At 57.9% G+C, this 21,761-nt stretch carries 25 protein-coding genes and 1 other RNA gene; 12 read left to right on the top strand and 14 right to left on the bottom strand.

What is annotated here, in order from left to right:
- Positions 1-57: 57 nt before the first annotated feature.
- From L2D14_03585 to L2D14_03570, 4 genes are all read left to right on the top strand, one after another.
- On the top strand, positions 58-777 hold the full coding sequence (locus L2D14_03585) for a pyrimidine 5'-nucleotidase (protein ID WNK00512.1): 720 nt from the start codon (positions 58-60) through the stop codon (positions 775-777).
- A gap of 90 nt (positions 778-867) precedes the next feature.
- The gene (gene dapD, locus L2D14_03580) at positions 868-1,710 is read left to right on the top strand and encodes a 2,3,4,5-tetrahydropyridine-2,6-dicarboxylate N-succinyltransferase (GenBank protein ID WNK00511.1); all 843 of its coding nucleotides are present in this window, start codon (positions 868-870) and stop codon (positions 1,708-1,710) included.
- The gene (gene dapE / locus L2D14_03575; protein WNK00510.1) at positions 1,691-2,854 is read left to right on the top strand and encodes a succinyl-diaminopimelate desuccinylase; all 1,164 of its coding nucleotides are present in this window, start codon (positions 1,691-1,693) and stop codon (positions 2,852-2,854) included. The genes dapD and dapE overlap by 20 nt, the downstream gene beginning before the upstream one ends.
- Positions 2,855-2,890: 36 nt before the next feature.
- Positions 2,891-3,457: a hypothetical protein gene (locus L2D14_03570; GenBank protein ID WNK00509.1), complete on the top strand. Its 567-nt coding sequence runs from the start codon at positions 2,891-2,893 to the stop codon at positions 3,455-3,457.
- On the opposite strand, the gene L2D14_03565 is transcribed toward L2D14_03570, so the two are convergent.
- Both L2D14_03565 and truA read right to left on the bottom strand, forming a co-directional pair.
- Entirely contained in the window at positions 3,454-3,807 is a 354-nt protein-coding gene (locus L2D14_03565) for a hypothetical protein (protein ID WNK00508.1), read from the bottom strand. The genes L2D14_03570 and L2D14_03565 overlap by 4 nt on opposite strands.
- Before the next feature lie 39 nt (positions 3,808-3,846).
- Entirely contained in the window at positions 3,847-4,596 is a 750-nt protein-coding gene (gene truA, locus L2D14_03560; GenBank protein WNK00507.1) for a tRNA pseudouridine(38-40) synthase TruA, read from the bottom strand.
- Between the two features lie 179 nt (positions 4,597-4,775).
- On the opposite strand from truA, the gene L2D14_03555 reads away from it, so the two are divergent.
- Positions 4,776-5,768, top strand: coding sequence for a hypothetical protein (locus L2D14_03555; protein ID WNK00506.1), 993 nt, complete (start codon positions 4,776-4,778; stop codon positions 5,766-5,768).
- Here L2D14_03555 and fmt read toward each other — a convergent pair.
- A complete protein-coding gene (fmt, locus tag L2D14_03550) occupies positions 5,765-6,667 on the bottom strand; it encodes a methionyl-tRNA formyltransferase (protein ID WNK00505.1) in 903 nt (300 codons plus the stop codon). The two genes, L2D14_03555 and fmt, sit on opposite strands and share 4 nt — an antisense overlap.
- Positions 6,668-6,696: 29 nt before the next feature.
- Positions 6,697-7,218 carry a peptide deformylase gene (gene def / locus L2D14_03545; protein ID WNK00504.1) on the bottom strand — a complete coding sequence of 174 codons (522 nt, stop codon included), beginning with the start codon at positions 7,216-7,218 and terminating at the stop codon, positions 6,697-6,699.
- Between the two features lie 102 nt (positions 7,219-7,320).
- Between def and L2D14_03540 the strand changes: the two genes are divergently transcribed.
- Positions 7,321-8,556: a nucleoside transporter C-terminal domain-containing protein gene (locus L2D14_03540; protein ID WNK00503.1), complete on the top strand. Its 1,236-nt coding sequence runs from the start codon at positions 7,321-7,323 to the stop codon at positions 8,554-8,556.
- 3 nt (positions 8,557-8,559) lie between these two features.
- On the opposite strand, the gene L2D14_03535 is transcribed toward L2D14_03540, so the two are convergent.
- Entirely contained in the window at positions 8,560-9,957 is a 1,398-nt protein-coding gene (locus tag L2D14_03535; GenBank protein WNK00502.1) for a DUF4139 domain-containing protein, read from the bottom strand.
- Between the two features lie 110 nt (positions 9,958-10,067).
- Here L2D14_03535 and rmuC point away from each other — a divergent pair, with 110 nt between their 5' ends.
- Together rmuC and L2D14_03525 are read left to right on the top strand one after the other, a co-directional pair.
- Complete coding sequence (rmuC, locus tag L2D14_03530) at positions 10,068-11,177, top strand: DNA recombination protein RmuC (GenBank protein ID WNK00501.1); 1,110 nt, start codon at positions 10,068-10,070, stop codon at positions 11,175-11,177.
- 98 nt (positions 11,178-11,275) lie between these two features.
- Entirely contained in the window at positions 11,276-12,571 is a 1,296-nt protein-coding gene (locus tag L2D14_03525) for a pentapeptide repeat-containing protein (protein WNK00500.1), read from the top strand.
- Here the strand turns inward: L2D14_03525 and recR are convergent.
- Both recR and L2D14_03515 read right to left on the bottom strand, forming a co-directional pair.
- On the bottom strand, positions 12,568-13,161 hold the full coding sequence (gene recR, locus L2D14_03520; GenBank protein ID WNK00499.1) for a recombination mediator RecR: 594 nt from the start codon (positions 13,159-13,161) through the stop codon (positions 12,568-12,570). The two genes, L2D14_03525 and recR, sit on opposite strands and share 4 nt — an antisense overlap.
- A 20-nt stretch (positions 13,162-13,181) precedes the next feature.
- Positions 13,182-13,505, bottom strand: a complete 324-nt coding sequence (locus L2D14_03515; GenBank protein ID WNK00498.1) for a YbaB/EbfC family nucleoid-associated protein — start codon at positions 13,503-13,505, stop codon at positions 13,182-13,184.
- 61 nt (positions 13,506-13,566) lie between these two features.
- Here L2D14_03515 and L2D14_03510 point away from each other — a divergent pair, with 61 nt between their 5' ends.
- Complete coding sequence (locus tag L2D14_03510) at positions 13,567-14,400, top strand: 3'-5' exonuclease (protein WNK00497.1); 834 nt, start codon at positions 13,567-13,569, stop codon at positions 14,398-14,400.
- Between the two features lie 9 nt (positions 14,401-14,409).
- On the opposite strand, the gene L2D14_03505 is transcribed toward L2D14_03510, so the two are convergent.
- The 6 genes from L2D14_03505 to L2D14_03480 form a co-directional block, all read right to left on the bottom strand.
- Positions 14,410-14,976 carry a hypothetical protein gene (locus L2D14_03505; GenBank protein WNK00496.1) on the bottom strand — a complete coding sequence of 189 codons (567 nt, stop codon included), beginning with the start codon at positions 14,974-14,976 and terminating at the stop codon, positions 14,410-14,412.
- Positions 14,973-16,748: a DNA polymerase III subunit gamma/tau gene (locus L2D14_03500; GenBank protein ID WNK00495.1), complete on the bottom strand. Its 1,776-nt coding sequence runs from the start codon at positions 16,746-16,748 to the stop codon at positions 14,973-14,975. The genes L2D14_03505 and L2D14_03500 overlap by 4 nt, the downstream gene beginning before the upstream one ends.
- Positions 16,749-16,775: 27 nt before the next feature.
- An RNA gene (ffs, locus tag L2D14_03495) (signal recognition particle sRNA small type) lies at positions 16,776-16,873 on the bottom strand.
- Positions 16,874-16,974: 101 nt separating this feature from the next.
- A complete protein-coding gene (locus tag L2D14_03490; protein WNK00494.1) occupies positions 16,975-17,502 on the bottom strand; it encodes a cupin domain-containing protein in 528 nt (175 codons plus the stop codon).
- Entirely contained in the window at positions 17,492-17,752 is a 261-nt protein-coding gene (locus L2D14_03485) for a hypothetical protein (protein WNK00493.1), read from the bottom strand. The genes L2D14_03490 and L2D14_03485 overlap by 11 nt, the downstream gene beginning before the upstream one ends.
- Positions 17,721-18,263, bottom strand: a complete 543-nt coding sequence (locus L2D14_03480; GenBank protein ID WNK00492.1) for a hypothetical protein — start codon at positions 18,261-18,263, stop codon at positions 17,721-17,723. Before L2D14_03480 ends, L2D14_03485 begins: the two co-directional genes overlap by 32 nt.
- Positions 18,264-18,481: 218 nt before the next feature.
- On the opposite strand from L2D14_03480, the gene L2D14_03475 reads away from it, so the two are divergent.
- From L2D14_03475 to L2D14_03465, 3 genes are all read left to right on the top strand, one after another.
- Positions 18,482-18,784 (top strand): hypothetical protein, encoded by a 303-nt coding sequence (locus L2D14_03475; protein ID WNK00491.1) that lies wholly within the window; start codon positions 18,482-18,484, stop codon positions 18,782-18,784.
- 75 nt (positions 18,785-18,859) lie between these two features.
- Positions 18,860-19,798, top strand: a complete 939-nt coding sequence (gene nudC / locus L2D14_03470; GenBank protein WNK00490.1) for an NAD(+) diphosphatase — start codon at positions 18,860-18,862, stop codon at positions 19,796-19,798.
- A 3-nt stretch (positions 19,799-19,801) separates the two neighbouring features.
- Positions 19,802-20,824 carry a YHYH protein gene (locus L2D14_03465; GenBank protein WNK00489.1) on the top strand — a complete coding sequence of 341 codons (1,023 nt, stop codon included), beginning with the start codon at positions 19,802-19,804 and terminating at the stop codon, positions 20,822-20,824.
- Positions 20,825-20,874: 50 nt separating this feature from the next.
- Here the strand turns inward: L2D14_03465 and L2D14_03460 are convergent, their stop codons facing one another.
- Positions 20,875-21,729: a prephenate dehydratase gene (locus L2D14_03460; GenBank protein WNK00488.1), complete on the bottom strand. Its 855-nt coding sequence runs from the start codon at positions 21,727-21,729 to the stop codon at positions 20,875-20,877.
- Positions 21,730-21,761: the final 32 nt, after the last annotated feature.

Genomic DNA, 21,761 nt, shown 5'->3' with positions numbered 1-21,761 from the left:
CAAGGTTTTCTTTTCCGTCTTGCCTCTCGTACACCGCCAACGTTAAGTAAACCTGTCATGAAAACAGACAATAACACCGCTGATCCCGAAAACACCCCGAATACCGTCCGCTTGCAGCCCGATGAGCTGTTGGCCGCAAGTGTATGGGTGTTTGACCTCGACAATACCCTGTACCCGGCATCTTCGCGCCTTTTCGATCAGGTCGACTGGAACATGACAGACTTCGTCAGCAGTCTCCTGGGGCTGCCGAAGGATGAAGCACGCTTGCTGCAAAAACAGTATTTCCACGAATTCGGCACCACCATGCGGGGTTTGATGACGCGCCATGACGTCGACCCGAATGTTTTTCTGGAATATGTCCATAACATCGATCTGGCGCCGATTTCCGCCGATCCGGCTCTGATAGAGGCCCTCGAAAAGCTTCCCGGCCGCAAGGTGATCTTTACCAACGGCTCGACCGCGCACGCCGAGAACATCACCCGCCACATCGGCATCGCCCATCATTTTGAGGGCTGTTTCGACATCATCGATGCTGGATATGTGCCGAAACCGGCCCCCGATACCTATGATGCTTTCTGCCGGCGCTTCGATATCGATCCCACCGAAGCCGTCATGGTCGAGGACATGGCGAAGAATCTCGTCCCGGCTGCGGGCCTCGGCATGACCACCGTATGGCTGGACACCGGCGTCGGCTGGTCGCGCGAGACGTCCGATGACGGGCATGTGCACCACAGGATCGATGATCTTGCGGATTGGCTGACAGGAATCACACAATAACTGCTCTGAGTTGACACCCCCAGCACTTGGCGGCACATTCCGGGCGCAACAATAGCGCCTTCGCGGCCATACTGACGACAGAGGAACATCATGGATACCAGCCAGCTTGAACAGATTATCGACGCAGCATGGGAAGACCGCGCCAACGTCTCGCTGACCACCAAGGGGGAAGTGCGCGAGTCCGTTGAGACCGCGTTGAAACTGCTTGATGGAGGCGAAAAACGGGTCGCCGAGAAAATCGACGGCGAATGGGTCGTCAATCAGTGGCTCAAGAAAGCCGTTTTACTGTCGTTCCGCCTCAATGACATGAAACCGATCCCCGGCGGACCAGGCGGTGCGCATTGGTGGGACAAGGTCCCGTCGAAGTTTGAAAACATGGGCGAAAACGCATTTCGCGCCGCTGGCTTTCGCGCCGTGCCGGGGGCCATCGTTCGTCACAGTGCATTCATCGACAAGGACGTCGTGCTGATGCCGAGTTTTGTCAATCTGGGCGCCTACGTCGGCGAAGGCACAATGGTCGACACATGGGCCACTGTCGGTTCGTGCGCGCAGGTCGGCAAAGGCGTGCACCTGTCGGGTGGTGTCGGGCTGGGCGGCGTTCTTGAGCCCCTGCAGGCGGGTCCCGTAATTATTGAGGACAACTGCTTCATCGGCGCGCGATCCGAAGTCGTCGAAGGCGTCATCGTCGGTGAAGGTTCGGTGCTTTCCATGGGGGTGTTCATCACCTCGACAACCAAGATCATCGACCGCAACACCGGCGAAATTTTCCTCGGCAAGGTCCCGCCTTATTCCGTCGTCGTTCCCGGCGCCATGCCCGGTAAACCACTGCCGGACGGCACACCCGGCCCATCATTGGCCTGTGCGGTGATCGTTAAACGCGTCGATGCACAGACCCGCTCCAAGACATCGATCAATGAACTCCTCAGAACCTGACGCGCTCTGCGTATCAGAGACGCTGATCAGACACGCCAGCGTAACCCCGGAAGACGCCGGCGCGCTGGATGAACTGATCGCGTTCCTGACACCACTCGGTTTCGAATGTCACGATCTGACGTTCGATGACCCGGCCGGGGAGCCGACACGTAACGTTTATGCGCGTCTCGGCAGCGAAGGCCCGAATTTTTGCTGGGCTGGGCATACCGACGTGGTGCCGCCCGGCGACCTCAGCGACTGGACATCTGAGCCTTTCAGCCCTGAAATCCGCAATGGCCGCCTGTATGGCCGGGGTGCGGCCGACATGAAATGTGCCGTTGCCTGCATGATGACGGCAACTCGTAATTTTCTTCGACATAACGAGGGGAATTTCAAAGGCTCGATCAGCTTCCTGATCACCGGCGACGAAGAAGGCGATGCCACCAACGGCACCAAGAAGGTGCTCGACTGGCTCAAGACGCGCGGCGAAACCATCGATGCCTGCCTTGTCGGTGAGCCGACCAACCCAGAAGCCATTACCGATATGGTCAAGATCGGCCGGCGCGGCTCCATGAATGTGTGGATTGACGTCGAAGGCGTGCAGGGGCATTCGGCGTATCCGCACCTGGCCGACAATCCGATCCACAAACTTTTAAATCTACTTACGTCCCTGACGAATGTGCCGCTCGACGAAGGCTCGGATCACTTCCAGCCAAGCACCTTGCAGGTAACAACCGTCGACGTCGGCAACGCCGCCACCAATGTCATCCCGGCCCGTGCTTCGGCCCGCGTCAACATCCGCTTCAATGATCTGCACACCTCGGACAGCGTCGAAAAGCTTCTGCGTGGACGGCTCGATCAGGCCGGTGGCGGTTATGAAATGCGCGTCAGAGTTTCCGGCGAGAGCTTCCTGACACCACCCGGGGCTCTTTCTGCTACCGTCAGCGGCGCCATAGAGGCCGTTACCGGAAAGACACCGGAACTGAGCACCACGGGCGGCACGTCGGATGCGCGTTTCATCAAGGATCATTGCGCCGTGGTAGAATATGGTCTGATCAATCAGACCGCGCACAAGGTCGACGAAAACGCCCGTGTCGAAGACATCCACGCGTTGTCGGAGATTTATACTCGCATTCTCGACGACTACTTCAGCCAATCCCGCTGATGCCGCGCCTTTCATGGTGAGCCCGTTATGATAACCTTGGCCGAGATTCACCGCGCCCTTTACGGCGCTGCACTTCTCGCCAGATTCGATCGTGGCGGACTTAACGCTTTCGGCGATGGCGGCGAAGACGCCGCGCGCTCGTTTTTTGCCATGGCAATCGTGGCGCCGATGTATCTGGTGTGGTTTGTGCTGTATGGCCAGCCGCACCCTGAAGGCACGCCTTTTATTTCTGCCTTCATCTTTGAGTGTCTCGCCTATGCCATCGGTTGGCTTATCTTTCCTTTGGTCTTGTGGCATCTGAGCCAGGCGTTGGATTGCCGCAAGCAGTTCTTCCATTTCCTCGCTGCCTATAACTGGGCAGCGGTTATACAGAATGCCCTATTCATGAGCATGGACCTGGCATTTTGGTTGATCGGCGCACCGGACGGCGCGCGCGGATTTTTTGGCCTGATCCTGCTGGTCTACATTCTGCTGTACAGCTGGTTCATAGCCAAACACGGACTCGGGCTCGCCACCGGCCCGGCGGCGACAGTCGTCGCCCTGGATATGATCATCTCAATGTTTTGGGAGCTGGTTACGGACGGTATGATCATCGCCCGCTAGATATCGAAGCCACCGCCCAGCATGTCATAAACCGGTTTGAAGAGTTCCTGCCAGTCGAAGGTAGCATAAATCGCGCCGACACCGATCAATCCCATCAGGATCGGCGAGCCGAGAATACCCCCAACCGTCAGCAATAAACCGGCGAAGCCCCAGCTACCCTGGCCGCGAAACAGGGCGATCACCGAAAAAATCAACCCAATAGGGGTAAACAGGATTGCCGGACCGAAAATACCGAGCAATCCGAACCCCACCGCCATGTAACCGGACACAGGCGTTTTCGCCGCGACGGATGGCGCAGCTGTTTGTTTTGTATTGTCCTGAGTGGACAGCGAAAGCGGTATTTTGTTCATTGCTTATCCTAACACAGTGCGACCGCCGGAACACCCTGTTCAGGGGGCATCGCCATACCGGACGCGGGTCAGATACAGACCGTCCGGCGGCGCCGTCGGACCGCCTGCGGACCTGTCCTTCGCCGAAAGTGCCCGCGCAACGTCGCGGTGCCGCCATTTGCCGACACCGACAAGCTGCAAGGTCCCCGTTATATTACGCACCTGATGGTGCAGGAACGAGCGCGCCTCGGCGACGATATGCACTTCTTCGCCAACTCTGGAAACGTTCAGCACATCAAGGGTCTTTTCCGGCGACTTCGCCTGACATTCCGATGCCCTGAATGTGGTGAAATCATGGTGCCCGAGTAAAAGCTGCGCCGCTTCATGCATGGCGCCTGCATCCAACGGCACCGGGTTCCACCACACCCGACCATGATCCAGCGCCGGCCCAGCGCGGCGATTGAGTATCCGGTAGAGATAGCAGCGGCCCGTCGCGGAAAACCGGGCATGAAAGTCATTATCAACCGTCTCGGCCGACAGCACGCTGATCGGGTGCGGCCGGACATGATGGTTGAGCGCATCGCGTACCGTATCGGCAGAAAATTCCTTGGAAATATCAACATGAGCCACCTGGCCCAGGGCATGGACACCGGAATCGGTCCGCCCGGCCCCTTGCACCACGGCTTCTTCACCACAGAGCTTGAAAACGGCGGTTTCCAGCACTTCTTGAACCGCCAGACCGTTGTCCTGACGTTGCCAGCCATGGAAAGGCCCGCCATTGTACTCGACCGTCAGCTTATAGCGGCTCATAAGCCGTTCCGACGATTGGTGCATTTATGATTTGCAGCATGCACAATGTGGACTCCATATTCATGCGTTTTAGTGTCAAAGTTATTTCTGTTACTGTCACACAAAAGTCAAATACCCGGGGTGGATGAATGAGCGGGGACGAGGCAGAGTCCATATTGATCAAGAATGAGCGGGATGCCATGCATATCCTACCGCTTGAGATTCTGCCCTTGCAGACACCGGGCCTGAAACGTGCGCGCATGATCAAGAACGCGCAGTTGGACAGTGTCATCGAATTGTTCAAGGACGCCAGTGCCGGCAGCGGCCAGCTCGATGTTCGCGATCTGCCGAATGAATTCGATTGGGACGATGCCAATAATCATCCAGATATGATCATCCTGCGCAAGGCTGCCGCCCTGCCCAGCTATGACGTCTTTTCGCTTAGGGTCGCGTTGCGCCAGGTCGGCATCAAGGTAAACGATGAAGAGGCGCTCAAGCTCTCGCCTGAAATGAACAAGGAACTGACCGCCTATATGACCGATTTCACGCGTCCCCTGATCGTGCAGATTTACGGCAAGGACGACGGCATGAAGATCGAAACGTTCGAGGATGTCATCGCCCTGTTCCGCGATCCGGATGTCAAAACGGCATTGGAAAAGCTCAAGATGATGGCCGAAAAACTGGGCATCAAACCGGAAGAAGTCCCTGCATTCATCGAGGATTACGGCGATATCTTTTTATCGCTGTCATATTACCGGCGCTGCCTTGATTCCGTCTCGCCGATTATCGAGGACTTCCTCGATTCCATGCCTGAACTGCGCAAAAACTACAGCCTGCAACACGATCAAAGTTTGCAGAAAACCGTCAATATGATGGATAGCCGGATTTCCAAACTGACGGCCCAGGTCCGCAAGAGATTTCAGGAATTCGAAAACGGCACAAAAAACATGTGGGACGACATATCGGCTGAAAAGTTCCGCAAGCTGCAGGCCGTCATCAAAAGCCATCATCGCACGCTCGGGGGCACGTTGTGCTCACTCAGCGTCAAGATGGACGCATGGCACCAACTGTTCCCGAGACGCACTTCCGGCGGCCCGCAAAAGCGGGCCGAATTCATCATGCTTCATATGCGTCAGGGTATGGACAAGATGCGCAGCCTGGAAGAAAACCCGAAAATTCTCGAAAAACTTTAATCGAGGCGGCTACCCGCGCCTATCGGATAGCCACGCAGAAACGCCTGCACATCCGTCATCGATTTGCCCGGACGCTGCACTTTCAACGGCCTGAGCGCCCCATCGCCGCAAGCGATCGTCAATTCCCCGTCCAGAACGCTTCCAGGGTCCCCTGAAGCCCCTGGCACGGTTTCGGCGGCGGCTACCTTAATACGCTCGCCAGCGTACTCGAACCAGGTACCGGGCCACGGATTCAACGCCCGTATCGTCCGCTCCAGCTCTGCTGCGGGTTTACTGAAATCGAGACGCCCCTCTCCCCGCTCCAGCTTGTGCGCATAGGTGATGCCGTTTTCCGGCTGCGGCACCGGCTGGATATCACCGGCGGCATATCCGTCCAGGGTGCGGACCAGCAGTTCAGCCCCCATATCCGCCAGCCGATCGTGCAAGCTGCTTGCCGTTTCGCGCGCGGCAATCGGCGTTCTGGCTTCGGCCAATACAGCACCGGTATCCAGACCCACATCCATTTTCATGATGCCGACACCGGTTTCCGTATCTCCCGCGATCAGGGCACGCTGGATCGGCGCTGCACCGCGCCAGCGCGGCAACAACGAAGCATGCACGTTGATGCACCCCAAACGGGGCGCTTCGAGGATTTCAGCAGGCAGGATCAGTCCATAGGCGACGACAACGGCGCAATCGAGATCCAGATCACGGAACACCGCCTGCTCGCCAGGATCGCGGAGCGTTCCCGGCGTTCTCACCTGCAGCCCCAGTCGGATGGCTTCGGCATGCACTGGACACGGGGTTTCCCTGTGCCCGCGTCCGGCAGGTTTGGGCGGTTGAGCATAAACGCAGACCACCTCGTGACCGGCTTCGATCAGGGCATGAAGCGATGGCAGGGAAAAATCCGGGCTGCCCATAAAGGCCAGCCTGAGAGGCCTTTCCGTCTTCACGCGTTTGCGGAGGCGAGCTTTTTCGCCTTTTGCAGTTTACGCAGGATCATATTGCGTTTCAGCGACGAGACATGATCGACAAACAGGACACCGTCCAGATGATCGATTTCGTGCTGAATACAGGTCGCCATGATTCCGTCGGCCATAATTTCGCGGATTTCATTCTCCCGGTCGAGATAGCGCACCTTGACCCAGTCAGGGCGCTCGACCTCCGCATAATGTTCGGGCAGCGACAGGCAGCCTTCTTCATGGATGCGGTCATCATCGGCGATTTCGATAATCTGCGGATTGGCCAGCGCCATCGGTTTCGGGTCCTCGTTTTCGCGCGTCACATCGACGACAATCACGCGGCGGCTGTCGCCGACCTGCGGTGCGGCCAGACCGATACCATGCGCGGCGTACATGGTTTCGATCATGTCGTCCATAAGCTTGCGCACGTCGTCGTCAACGGCATCAACCGGCTTCGCCTTGATTTTCAGACGGGGGTCCGGTGCAACAATGATAGGCATAACGGCCATGAGGCGTCCCGTTTTCGTGAATTCCTTGCTTGGAAATATGATCTTGGCATCGGATCGTCAAGAAACGACACTTCGGCGGGATAAAAACATGGGGAACTCATCATGATGTGGCAGGGCCTGATCGGCATCGTCGCCTTTCCCTTGATCGCCTGGTTATTGAGCGAAAACAGGCAGCGCGCCGAGGTGCGCGCCGTTGTCATCGGTCTCGGCATACAGATTGCGCTTGCCGCGTTTTTGCTCGGGATTCCCGCAGCCAAAGATGCATTTCTGGCCCTGAACGGCATCGTCATCGCACTGATGGATGCCACCCGTGCCGGGACATCGTTCGTCTTCGGCTACATCGGCGGCGATACCCTGCCGTTCGCGACCACCGGCAGCGGCACCGCCTTTAACCTCGCTTTTCAGGCACTGCCGCTGATTCTCGTGGTCAGCGCACTTTCCGCACTTTTGTTTCACTGGCGCATCCTGCCGCTGATCGTCGAAGGTGCGGCATGGCTGCTTGGCCGTACATTCAAGATCGGCGGCGCGCTCGGCATCGGCGTTGCCGCCAATGTCTTCGTCGGCATGGTCGAAAGCCCGCTTCTGGTTCGCCCTTACCTCAAAAACCTCGGGCGCGGAGAGCTTTTTGTCCTGATGACCGCAGGCATGGCGACCGTCGCCGGCACGGTGATGGTGCTGTACGCCGGGATCATCGGCCCGGTGGTCCCCGGTGCGCTCGGCCATATTCTCGCCGCCTCGATTCTCAGCGCACCCGCCGCCATCACCATTGCGCAATTGATGGTGCCGCTGGGCAAGCCGACACCCGGCGAGATCGATATCCCCGACGACGGCAACGCCATGGCCGCGATTACACGCGGCACCATGGAAGGTGTCAGCCTGCTGATCAACGTCATCGCCATGTTGCTGGTTGCCGTGGCGCTGGTGGCGTTGGTCAATGCCGGACTAGGCCTTATCCCGGATGTCGTCGGCGAACCGCTAACATTGCAGCGCCTGCTCGGCTGGGTTATGGCGCCGGTCACCTTCGCCATGGGCGTGCCTTGGTCCGAAGCCGTACAAGCGGGCGGACTGCTCGGCGTCAAGACGGTGCTCAACGAATTTCTTGCCTATCTGCAACTGGCCGCGCTCCCCGAAGAGGCCATGTCCGCGCGCAGCAAACTCATCATGACCTATGCGCTCTGCGGTTTCGCCAACTTCGCCAGCCTCGGCATCATGATCGGCGGGCTGAGCACCATGTGTCCGGAACGCCGCGGCGAAATTATCCAACTGGGTGGGCGCACGATCGTATCGGGGACACTTGCAACTTGCCTGACAGGCGCCGTTGCAGGATTGTTTTTCTGAAGCTCAGCGCCTGACCCGGACCCGGTACGTAAGGTCCACTGTCGCCCCGGCCGGCACCGCGACCAGCCATTCTGCGGCCACGCCTTCGCGGGTGTGGCTCAGCGATTCCGAGAGGATTTCCCAATCACCGGGAATTTCTTCGACGACCTTGACGTTGGCCGGGTTCACACCGCCATTGCGCAGTTTCAGGGTAAAGGCGGTTTCCGTAATACGATCCGCAACACGACGGAAATCCGTCTGCCGGCGCTGGGCGGTTACATCGAATGCGGTGCCCAGGTCGAGCGCAATATCCCCTCCCGTTGTCGTATTGGCGATACTGTCCTCGCCGACAAACCGAAGTGTACCTTCGTCATCGCGCACATAAGCCCGCACCAACCCGCCGGGCAACGGCACACCAAGATGGCTTGCAGCGTCGTTGACGATCATGATCCGCTGGCGCACCGGTTGCGGATCGGCTTCACCACGTATGGCACCGAAAACCGGCGCGCCGCTTCTGAATTCAAGGACCCGCCTGGACACGACGCCATCGGATGCAAGCAGCCTGAGCTGTCGTGTTTCCTTATCTTTAAGTGTGACCGGCTCCGGCATTTTATACATGTGGAATGCGGAAAGGTCGCTTCTGGGTGCGTTAAACCCACCTGCATCCGCTGCCATCGCCGATTCGGCACGCATCAGAATTTTGCCGCGTGGCGGCGCGGTTTCGCGTGCCACATCACCGGCAACCAGCGACAACAGCGCGGAATCAAAATCGACCCCGGCATTATTCTGAACCTTCGCCCAGGCCGTCAGATCGAGGCTGTCGTGCGCCGGATTGAGCACCACCGTGTAAACCGCATTCCAGGAGATCCCGTTGGTCAGATAGGCCAGCCTGGCGGCAGCAGGCTTGTCGAGCGGCTTGGCAAGTTGCAGCGTCAACGCCGGAGCCGCGTGCAGGTCATCCGGGACATGATCAAAGACAAGGCGTCCCGGCGGATCGGTTTCGATCCTGTCGCCGATCTTTACCACCAGCCCGCCGGCAACGCTCAACACCTCTGCCTGCTCCACCGTTTCCGCCCCTGTCGCCGGGTTGGTCCGCACAAATCGCACGGTTTTACCAAGGGCGCGTTCCAAAAGTGTACGCCGTGTCAAAATACCCGAATCGAGAGCGATTTCGCGCACCTCACCCGCGCCGCTTAAGTCGATCCGCACGCTGTCGGCAATCATCATCGGCCCGACACGGTCCAGACGCACCGTCGTTCCGGCCCCACCCGGCAGTGTCCGCGCCTCATCAACGAGGGCGAGGCCGTTGGCATAAACCGTCAGTCTGAGCGCCGATTTCTGCGCATTCTGGGCCGCTATGGGCGTTGCTATAAGAAGCCCGGCGGAAACCAGTGTGGACAAGGACAGGGTGCGGATGAACATTTTAAAACCTCATATTCCAATCGTGCGTGGCCTCCTCGGACGCGAGCGATTGCGTCCGGGGGCTAGCTCATGCAAGCATTCGCAGAAGATTTTGACGAAAGAGAGGCAGCGTGCAAGTCGACCTGCAGACCCTGATGATTTTGGCCGCGCTCGGAATCGGGATCGTAGTGATTCTGATTGCCATCAATGCCGGCGGACGCGCACGCACAGAGCAGGCCGCCAGACTGCAGCAATTGAGTGATATCGCCCAGTCGCTGGCGCAGGCACAGACGAACCTGGCCGGCCGCATGGAGCAGGCCCAGTCCGACGCCAACCAGCGTCTCGATTCACTTTCAAAGCGGCTCGGCGACGGCTTGACGGAGCAAACGGAAAAAACCGGCCAGACACTGAAAGTGCTGCATGAACGCCTGGCCCTCATCGACAATGCCCAGAAGAACATCACCCAGTTGTCGCAACAGATGGTCAGTCTGCAGGATATCCTGTCCAACAAGCAGGCGCGCGGTGCTTTCGGTGAAATACAGTTGAACGATCTGGTGACTGCCGCCCTGCCGACATCGGCCTATGAGTTTCAGGTAACGCTGTCCAACGGCAAACGGGCGGATTGCTTGCTGAAACTTCCCAATCCACCTGGGTCGATCGCGATCGACAGCAAGTTTCCCCTGGAAAGTTATGAAACATTACGAAATGCAGAAAGCGACGCCGAGAAAGTTCAGGCGGGACGAGCATTTTCCGCAGCCGTGCTCAAACACGTGAAGGATATTTCCGAACGCTACATCCTGCCCGGCGAAACGTCGGAAAGCGCATTGATGTTCCTGCCCTCCGAAGCCGTCTATGCGGAACTGCACGCCAATTTCAGAAACGTCGTCGAGGAAGGTTTCCGAAGACGTGTCTGGATCGTCTCGCCGACAACGCTGATGGCGACCTTGAATACGGTACGTGCGATCCTCCGTGACGTGCATATGCGCGAACAAGCCGACGTCATCCAGGCCGAGGTACATAAATTGCTTGAAGACATGACACGACTCGACGACCGGGTCAGCAAGCTCAAAACACACTTTAACCAGGCGCAGAAGGATATCGGCGATATCGAGATTTCCAGTGGCAAGATCATGCGGCGCGGTGCCCGCATTGAGGATTTGCAGCTGGGCGACGGCGCTGAACCCGCAGAAAAAATGTTAACGCCGCCTGAGAATGTTCAAGGCGACAATGCTGCCGAGTAGAAGCAGAAATGCTATATAAATTACAGCGCTTTATGAGAAGCGTTATCGGCCCCGGGTAGGCACAATATTCCGCCGGGTTTTGATGGGGAAGGTCCTTCGTGGATACAAAAGAACTGAAGAAAATTCTTCATGACCACCAGCGATTCCATTCAGGGATCGAGGGAGGGAAGCGCGCCGATATCCGAATGAAGGATTTATCCGGCCTGAACCTCTCTAAAGGAAATCTGCGCGAGGCCATTTTCACGGGCTGTAATTTCTCCAATTGCAAATTCGTCGAGACCGACCTGCGCGGTGCCGATCTTTACGGATGTGATTTCACGGGCGCCGATCTAAGCAAAGCCAAACTTGATCGTGCCGACATGCGTGGCGCTCAGCTGAGCGGCGCCAATCTTGAACTGGCATCGATGATTGAGGTTGATCTGCGTTCCGGTCAAGTTGCCGAAGTCGTGTGGAAACTGCAGGGCGCGAATTTATCGCACGAAGAAAGGGGCCGGGCCGAGGATCTGAAGGAAAGGATTGGTGAAGCCGATTTGAAAGATGCCCAGATGACCAGCGCAGATCTCCAATCTGCAGACCTGCAAGCCGCAAATTTTGAAAATGCTAATCTCTCTAAGGCAAACTTAAGCGGCGCCAAGATGGGTGGCGCTTCGCTCAGGGGGGCCAACCTTTCCGAAACGAACCTCAGCGAGGCCGATCTCCAGTCCGCCTGCCTCGACAATGCGGATATGCGCGGCGCCGTTATGGATTCGACCAACATGTCGCATGCCAGCACGGAAAACGTCATCGTGCCGGAAACGCTCTCGCATCTGGATGATTCCATCCGCACACGCATGGTCAAACACCATAAGTGGATCAGAACCAACGGCAAGGATGGCCAGCCCGCCAACCTCGAGGGGGTCGATCTTTCCGGCAACAATCTGAGGGGCGTTAATCTCAGCGGCATGAGCATGAAATCAGCCAACCTCGAAGGGTGTAATTTTGGCGATACGATTTGCCTGTTCACGTTTTTCCAGGAATCAAAACTGAACAAGGCGAATTTTGCCAATGCGGATCTCGATGCCGCGAATTTTCACAACTGTGTTCTGAAAAACGCCGATTTTCGCGGCGCCAAAATGCGTCCGATCGAAATCCAAAGTGAGACAAAAGGCGGCGAAAAGAAACGCTGGCGCCCGAATCTGTCCGGCGCCATTCTCACCGATAGTAATTTTTCCGGCGCTTATATCAGCGGCGCCAATTTCCGGGGTGCCGAGATGCAGGGTATTAAAGCCGCAAAAGCCAAATTCATCGGCTGCAATTTCGACGACGGCATTGAAGAACAATTAAAGGGCTTGGGCGCAATCTTCAATGAAACGGAAGACAAGCCTGAAAAAAAGAAAAAGAATACCGAGGCCTAAACCGGTCTTCTATCCCTGAGTGCGGCGGAAATCGTGCCGTCATCCAGATAATCCAATTCGCCCCCCACCGGCACGCCGTGCGCAATACCCGAGACCTTTATGCCTTGTTCGTGCAGGCGGTCGGCAATGTAATGCGCCGTGGTTTGACCATCCACAGTGGCGCTGGTCGCGAGGATCACCTCGGCATCGGGATTATCCGCAACCCGGGCAATCAGCGTCGGGATATTCAAATCATCCGGACCGACCCCGTCCAGTGCGGACAATGTGCCGCCCAGCACGTGGTATTTGCCTTTGAAGCTGGCGGTGCGTTCCAATGCCCACAAATCGGCGACATCCTCAACAACACAAAGCTGGCGGTTATCGCGGCGCGGATCGGTGCAGATCGCACACGGATCCAGGGTATCCAAATTCCCACATGCCGTGCAGGCCCGAACCCGTTCACTGGCATCCTGCAGGGCAATAGCCAGCGGCTGCATCAGGGATTCACGGCGCTTTAAGAGCTGAAGCACGGCGCGGCGCGCGGAACGGGGACCAAGCCCCGGCAGCTTCGAGAGAAGTTGCACCAGCCGTTCGATATCGTGTTCAGCCATACCGGATCAGCTATTCTGTTTCAGAAAGGCAGTTGCATGCCGGGCGGCAGCGACAGACCGCCGGTAATGTCCTGCATTTTTTCACGCGCCAGTTCATCGGACTTTGCACGGGCGTCATTGATGGCGGCGACGATCAGGTCTTCCAGCACTTCGGCATCTTCAGGATTGACCAGCGCCGGGTCGATCAGGACCTTTTTAGCCGCCCCTTTGCCGTTGAGCGTGACCTGGCACATACCACCACCGGATTTGCCGATGACTTCCAGTTCTTCGAGTTCGCGCTGCATGTCCGCCATCTTCTGCTGGATCTGCTGCGCCTGCTTCATCATCTGGCCAAGGTTTTTCATAACCGGCTATGCTCCGTCGCGTTGCTGGGAATCTGCTCCAAGGACCTGTATAACATTTGCCATGCTGCATCAAAACCTGTTCGTCTTCGATATCGAAACCGTGCCCGACACGGACGCCGCGCCGAACCTTACCGGGATTACGTCCACGGACGTGGCTGCGCGCCGAGCCGCTATCGAGGAATACCATCTGGCTGTCACCGACGGCCGAAACAGCTTCCCGCGCCAGCCATTTCACAAGGTCGTGGCAATTTCTTTCCTGGAGGCCGAGATCGAGCGCGACGGCGCCAAGGAAGGGTATATCCTCCGCGATCTCAGATCCGGCGGTGAAGCCGGATTTGATGAAGGCAAGCTATTACAGGGTTTCTTTACCTATCTGGAGCGGCAAAAACCGCGACTGGTCAGCTTCAACGGCCGTTCGTTCGATCTACCGGTATTGAAATACCGGGCCATGGTGCACGGCATCTCGGCGCCATGGCTGCATAAATCCGGCGACAAATGGAACAGTTACGGATACCGCTATGCCAGCGACTGGCATTGTGACCTGCTTGATGTGCTGTCCGATTACGGCGCTTCGGCACGGATCAAATTGAACGAGGTCTGCGCCGCATTCGGATTTGCCGGCAAGTTCGGCGTCGACGGATCCATGGTTGCGGAGATGATCGATGACGGCAAAGTAGAAGACGTGCGCAATTACTGTGAAACCGACGTCCTCAATACCTATCTAGTCTATCTGCGCTGGCAACTGCATACCGGCACGCTGAACAAGGCCGGATACAATGCCTCCGTCGCCGATCTGATCAGCTATATCGATACGGAGAAGGAAAAGCGGCCATATTTGGCGGATTTCATGGAAGCCTGGGGTGAGGCATCAAACAACAGCTTCCTGCTCGATTAACCGCACCTGTCACGCATCGGGGTCGAAGTAATTCTCCAGATCGACATCGGCATCGACATAATCCTCGATGGTCTGTCGGACATCATCGTAAAAACCCACCGACAGGACTCGATCCAGGGGACTGTCCACAGCCGAACGGCAAGGCATCCGCAGTACCGCTTCATATTTCCGGTCCCAGGCCTGTTCGCCAAGGCAGGCCACGAAAAGCGCAGGCCGTGCATGATTGACAACCCAGCGATATTCCTCTTCCGAATAGCTGGCGTGCCGTGCCGGCTCTAGTCCATTTAACCTGAGGCCGGTCATATCGGCCCCGTTGAAGCTCGCGACACGTGTCCCCCAGTAACGGTAAGTGCCGAAACCCGCTTCATGATCGACATCGAGAAGGATCATGCGGGGTAAAATTTTCGGGTCGAAATCCAGAAAATCCAGGTCTCCCCAAACGGGCAGGTTTCCGTTATGGCATCTCGACTGCCAAACCGCCAAGGCATCGCACAATTCGGGTATACGCATGCTTTCAACGTCGACCCGATAATAATCGGGGCGCGTACTTTGCGGCAAATAATCTGATTTATTCAAATATCGTCCTCGCCGGCGGCATCGGGATCCGTCGGCTCAGCATCCGACAAGACCTTTGGCTTTACATGGCGGACTTCCTCGACATTCGCCCCGGGGAATGCATCGAGCACAGCCTTGACCAGTGGATGATCACCGGCTTTGGAACGGGCATCGGCGGCCTGTTCTGCGCGCATTTCGGCAATCGTCGGTGCGTTGGACTCTCGGGCCAGCGCCAACGACCATGTCATTGATGAATGCTCTTCCAGAAAACTTTTGAGTTTCTGGACCATATCGCGATCTGCATTGCCATCGGCACTGAATTCAATCCGCCCCGGCTGGAAGGTCACGATCCGGACCTGATTTTCCAGGAACGCCTGCAGCAAGCCTTCGCGCAACTCTCCCGCCAGCACCGCTACGGCCTCGAAATCAGGAAAGGCCCGGGCTTCGGTCCGCGGCACGGCTTGCGGTGCCGCATCTGCCTGCGGCTGTGCTGCCGGTGCACGCTCGGCAGCGGCCCCACCCCCGCCGGCATGTGCCTTATTCCCTCCTGAGGGGCTTTCGGACGGCGTTTGGGAGGAGGCCTGTGATGCCCCCGATACCCCTTCATCCTGCAGTGCTTTCACCGCATCGCCTGGCGTCGGCAGTTCAGCGGCATAAGCAAGGCGGACGAGAACCATCTCAGCCGCCGCCAGCGGCGACGGTGCAACATTGATCTCGCCCAGACCTTTCAGAAGAATTTGCCACGCGCGGGTCAGCACCGGCATCCTGAGTGTCGCGGAAATTTCTTTTCCCTTGGTGCGTTCGTTTTCCGGAACTTCCGGTGCATCGGCGCTTTCCGGCTGCACTTTGATCCGGGTAAGCCAGTGTACGAGGTCGAGCATGTCCTCGATCACCGATGCTGGATCGGCGCCGTCCTTGTATTGCCCCTGCAGCTCCGTCAATGCCGGTGCGATGTCACCTTTCAGGACGCATTCAAGTAGATCGAAAGTGCGCGTGCGATCGGCAAGGCCGAGCATGTCACGGACGCGGTCTTCACCGATTGCGCCGTCTGCATGTGCAATCGCCTGATCGAGCAGACTAAGGCCGTCGCGGACGGAACCGTCCGCGGCCCGCGCGATGATATGCAGCGCGCCATCGGATATCTCGGCGCCTTCCTTCTTGCAGATACTGGCGAAGTGGGTGACCAGCAACTCCGTCGGCACCCGGCGGAGATCAAAGCGCTGACAACGCGACAGCACGGTAATCGGCACCTTGCGGATTTCCGTCGTCGCAAAAATGAAGATGACGTGTTCGGGCGGTTCTTCAAGCGTCTTCAAAAGTGCATTGAAGGCGCTTTTCGACAGCATGTGCACTTCATCGATGATGTACACCTTGTAGCGCGCCGATGCCGGGCGGTAGCGGACACCGTCAATTAGCTCGCGGATATTATCGACGCCGGTATTCGACGCCGCGTCCATTTCCAAAACATCAACGTGGCGGTCACCGGCGATGGCGATGCAGTGTTCACAGACCCCGCACGGTTCCGTCGTCGGGCCGCCGGTGCCGTCGGGGCCGATACAGTTGAGCGCACGGGCGATGATCCGCGCCGTCGACGTCTTGCCGACGCCCCGCACCCCGGTCATGACGAAGGCATGATGCAACCGGTTCGACGCAAACGCATTGGTCAGTGTCTTGACCATGGCATCCTGACCGATCAGCCCGGAGAACGTGCTCGGCCGGTATTTGCGTGCCAGAACCTGATACTCGCCGGCGGCGGGCGCTTCGGCGGATTCAGGGGCTGGACGATCGTTCATTGGGAATTCCGTCTGCGATGAGATAGAAGTGGGAGACCGGACACCGACCCGGGCCGAAACTCGTTACGGCTGCTTCCTTCCGGACCTGACCGGGTTGGCGAGAAGCCCGTCCGGGCCGATCTCCCATGCGGAATATAACAACCGAACCCGGTTGCCGAAAGTCCCGATTGCCGAGAAAGTAAAGACGCCCTGAAATGCCGGGGCACCGCGCCCGGATGCCTGTCGCTTAAGCCAGCACCTTGATCAAGTCGGCATGTGACGGCCATTCCGTGGCCAGTGTTTCTGCCGCACCCATTTCCAGATCGTCAAAATCGAATCCAGGCGAAACCGTGGTCCCCATCAGGGCATAGCCATGCACACCGCCCGCTTTCAGCCGGGCGCCCATCCAGGCGTTGCCGGGGACTGTAAACTGAACGCATTGTCCGGCCAGAAGTTCCTGGCCGAAGGTGACGATTTCGCTGTCTGGTGCTTCTTCATCCGACGCATAAAGCAACAACATCTCGACCGGATCACCCAGATAGAAATGAAAGGTCTCGTCGGATGGCAGGCGGTGCATGCGGGACACCGTCTCCGGTGTCAGAAGATAATAGATCGCGGTCCCGGTTGAGCGCGGCCCCGTGTACGCTTCACCCAATACTTTCCTGGGAACGGTCGCGTCGGTGCGCCAGGTTTCGCGATACCAGCCGCCCTCCCAGGGGAGCGGCTGCAAGCCCAGATTGATGATCAGGTCTTCGGCGGTCATGTCACCGGCCATCGGCGAGCGCCGAAAGCCGGGATTCGACCGGCGATGAACAGATGTTTGAAGCGCAAGCCGTTGCATAAGGAATAATGGCGTCGATAGGGCTTTCCAAGTCAGTGACCGGCATCACAAGTACATCGGATTTGACGTTCTTACGCGCACGCTCGTGCATGCACACGAACGACTCAACCGGCACCGTGATGCGGGCGCCGGTTGAATAGATTGCTGCAGATTCAGTTGATGCCCGCGGTTTCGCGGCGTTCATCGATAACAATCGCACCCGATGGCCCCGCGGAAAGAACAAACGGCAGCAAGATCACGTTATCTTCGAATTCAAATGTACCGTCGGTCACCGCAACGATGCGGATTTCCGCACTTTGACGGCCGGGAATCGAAATCGAGGCAATGCAGGTTTCCGGCGCTCGGACACCTTCCACACCAACCGCGATCACCGCATTTTTCTTGAAGAAGTCACGTGCCCGGAACACCCGCAATCCGTCATCACGGTTACGGATACGCAGCACATATGGGCGGCCCTGCTGCAGGCGTGTCACCATTGGTGAAAATTCGCCGTCACGGATACGGATTTCCGTTTCCGGCACACGTGCCCAGTTGATTTTTGCTTCAGCGCGCTTGGAAATCTGTTTGCATCCGCTCGCCGCGAAATCTGCGACCCCGGATGGCGCCGCACACGCGGCCAGCGCCGACACCGCCATAACGGCAGCGCCCCAGTTAAGTACGTGCCGGCCCAGTTTTCGGCACAATAAGGCTGTCATTTTCTCCACCGTTCTCTCCACCTACCGATTGCAAGGAATGCAACGGCACCCAGGGGTGCGGGAACATCATCCGCAATCAGTGTGGGCAAGAACGGTTAAAAAAGCCTCAATTTATGCAGGAGTCCATAGGCTTTATGAGCAAAACATGGTTAACGCTGATTTTTATGTGAATTGCCTCGTTTCACGACTTCCGTCAGAATCCGGCTATGAGGGGATTATTGATCATTTTATGCCTGTTTTCGGCAGCTACGGTGGCAGCGGCTTACGAATTAAGCGACAACCCCGCTTTTTGCGCCGGTTTCCTGGCGAGCCAGTCCGACCGCGATGCAGCAATGATGCGCACTCACGAAACCGCCATAATCGATGCTTTCAACCGGATAGGGCCAAAGGACTCCACGGATGGGCGCGGCTATAATGAATGGCTTCATATCGGCATCTCGGCGGCCCGTGACAGGGGCAATGCCGATTACGCGACGACAGATGCGCGATGCCGTGCGCTGATCGAACGTATCGCGAAATAATCCGGCATCATGCGGCATTGCCGATCGTGGCGGCAGGTGTAAAGTGTCGCTATGTCGCCCAGCAAATCCACCGGTATGTCTTTGAACCTCACGTATACGACCCTGTCGCTCAGGCGTGACAACATGTCGCGACGGCCCGCCGAATGGCTGACCGCACGCATGGCCGAGGGTGTCGGGGTTGTCCCTGTTGCAGATTCTAAAAACCTCGTGATCGCCGGAGATTCCCCCCGCGCGCAAATTTTCGAGGGCGATGCAGCACGTGACATTCTGGCTTTGGGCGGGCAGGAAATTCTGCTCGGCACCGATGATCACAAGCCGGTATTCGCCGTCAGCGTGAACGAGCAGCAGGCGGCGCGAATCGTTGCCATGACGGGCGGCGAAGCCGAATTCATGGACCTGCGCGCCGTCGGCCCGTTTCTGCCGCCAGCCGACGCGCATCTTCTGGCCCACGCACGCGGCATGGCTTATTGGCACTCAAGGCATGGTTTCTGCGGTGTTTGCGGTGCCGAAACCCAATCCCGCCACAGCGGTCACGAGCGCAAGTGCATCAATCCCGATTGCGGCATAAGTCACTTTCCGCGCACCGATCCGGCGATCATCGTCCTTGTCTACCGCACCGACGTGCCGGGCGGCGCATGCTTGCTGGGCCGGCATGCGCGCTGGACGTTCGGCATGTATTCCACACTGGCCGGGTTCATTGAACCGGGCGAAACGATGGAACAGGCGGTCAGCCGCGAAGTGTTCGAAGAATCCGGCATCGAGACGACCAACGTCCAGTATCTCGCATCGCAACCGTGGCCCTTTCCTTCTTCGCTGATGCTCGGATTTCATGCCGAAGCGACGAGCTTCGACATCAACATAGACGAAGAAGAACTGAGCGACTGCCGCTGGTTCACCCGTGACGATCTGCGAGGCATGAAGGAATTTGTCGACGCCAAGGACGATGATCTTCGCCTGCCGCGCCGGGATTCGATCTCGCGCTGGCTGATACAAGCCTGGTTTGACGCGGCGTGAGCGATGACCAAGCGGCCAAACCAGCATCACCATTCTCAGATTACACCAGAGGGCGAAGCGCCGCCGCTTGTCGATCCGGATCGCAGGCAACTTATTGCCGGCCTTGGGCTTTTGCCTGTGGCGCTGATGCTGCAAGGTGTCGGTCGGGCCTGGGCGCTGTCGAACCGCGTCAACGTCATTGAAGACGGCGCTTTTCGAAAAATAACCTCCAACGCCATTCCAGACCATCCGACCGGGCAGTTTCCGAACCGTCACAATCCGAATGCGATTTCGGCACAGGATTTTACATTCCGCACGCCACTCGCGCCGCGCCGGAGCGGTGGATACAAGGGGGCGCAGGGATGGAATTTCGGCGTCGCCGTCAACGGCGTGCCTTTCGATCCGTTCACCGCCGAGTTCTGGCGCGGTGACAGGAACTGGAATTATGACGCCATCACCGGCTTCGTCGATCTTGGCCTTGATGACAATAACGCCCACGTACAACCGGGCGGGAAATATCATTACCACGGCTGGCCAAAGGGTCTGATCCGCGCCTGGACGCCCAACACCCATTCACCGATCATCGGCTGGGCCGCAGACGGGTTTCCTATCTATGCGGCCTATGGGTATACCGATCCGAAAGATCCCAATAGTGGAATCAAGGCGATGACATCGGGTTGGCGCGTCCGTGAAGGTGCCCGCAACGGCGGCCCCGGCGGCAACTACGATGGCCGGTTCTTTGAAGACTGGGAATGGCAGCCCGGCATCGGCGATCTGGATCAGGCTAACGGGCGCGAAACCGTCACCCCCGAGTTCCCGAACGGCACCTACGCTTATTTCCTGACCGAGACCTGGCCCGTCATTCCACGATATTTCGCCGGCGTGCCGGATATGTCGTTTCGCAACGGCCCACCGGGTGGGGGCCGGGGGCCGGGAGGACCGAACGGCGGTCATCGCCGGCCACCACCCCCTAGAGGCGGATTACGTCCGCCGCCTCCTGACGGGTGGCCCTCAGGCGGCAGGCCCCCGTGGCCACCGCCACGTTAAATATTATGGGCCACCGCCACGTTAAATATTATGGGCCACCGCCACGTTAATCAGGCTGAAGCCGCCGTCTTGCGGTAGGCATTGGCGGGATAAACACCGAGGATATTAACCTCGGTCGAGAAGAACCCGAGCTCTTCAAGCGCAAGCTTAAGTCCGGCGTCTTCCGGATGGCCTTCGACTTCGGCATAAAACTGTGCGATGACGAAACCCTCACCGACATAGCTTTCCAGCTTGATCATATTGACGCCATTGGTGGCGAAGCCGCCCATCGCCTTGTAAAGCGAGGCCGGAATATTCCGCACCCTGAACACGAAGCTGGTGATCGTATCGCCCGATCCTGGTGCTGGCTGGAGGCTATCGCGCGACAGTACGACGAAGCGTGTGGTGTTGTGCTCGGCATCTTCAATATCCGAGCGTAGAATTTCGAGGCCATAAACTTCCGCTGCCAAGCGTGAAGAAATGGACGCCTTGGTTTTATCCTTCCACGCTGCAATATCCGCAGCCGCACCGGCAGTATCGGCATGCACCACCGCCTTCACACCCAACTCGCGAATCAGGTTCCGGCACTGGTTCAGTGCATGCACATGACTGTGCACTTCCTTGACTTGCCCGATCTTCGTACCGGGCAACACAAGCAACTGATGATTGATGCGTTCAAAATGCTCACCGATGATATGCAGGCCGCTATCGGGCAACAGGTGATGAATATCGGCAACCCGCCCGGCAACGGTATTGTCGATGGGGATCATCGCCAGTTTTGCTTCGCCGTTCTGCACGGCGGCGAAGGCATCGGCAAAGGTATCGCACGAGAGACTGGTCATGTCCGGATACGCGGTCCGGCATGCGATATCCGAGTTGGCCCCCGGTGCGCCCTGGAAAGCGATCAACTTATCTGGCGATGCCATTCATCCACACCTTCCGAAAAAACCTACAAGTC

This window comes from Thalassospiraceae bacterium LMO-JJ14 (assembly GCA_021555105.2).
Classification (GTDB): domain Bacteria; phylum Pseudomonadota; class Alphaproteobacteria; order Rhodospirillales; family Casp-alpha2; genus UBA4479.
Note: the sequence above shows the minus strand (reverse complement) of the source record. Positions and strands in the feature narration are given on the sequence as shown.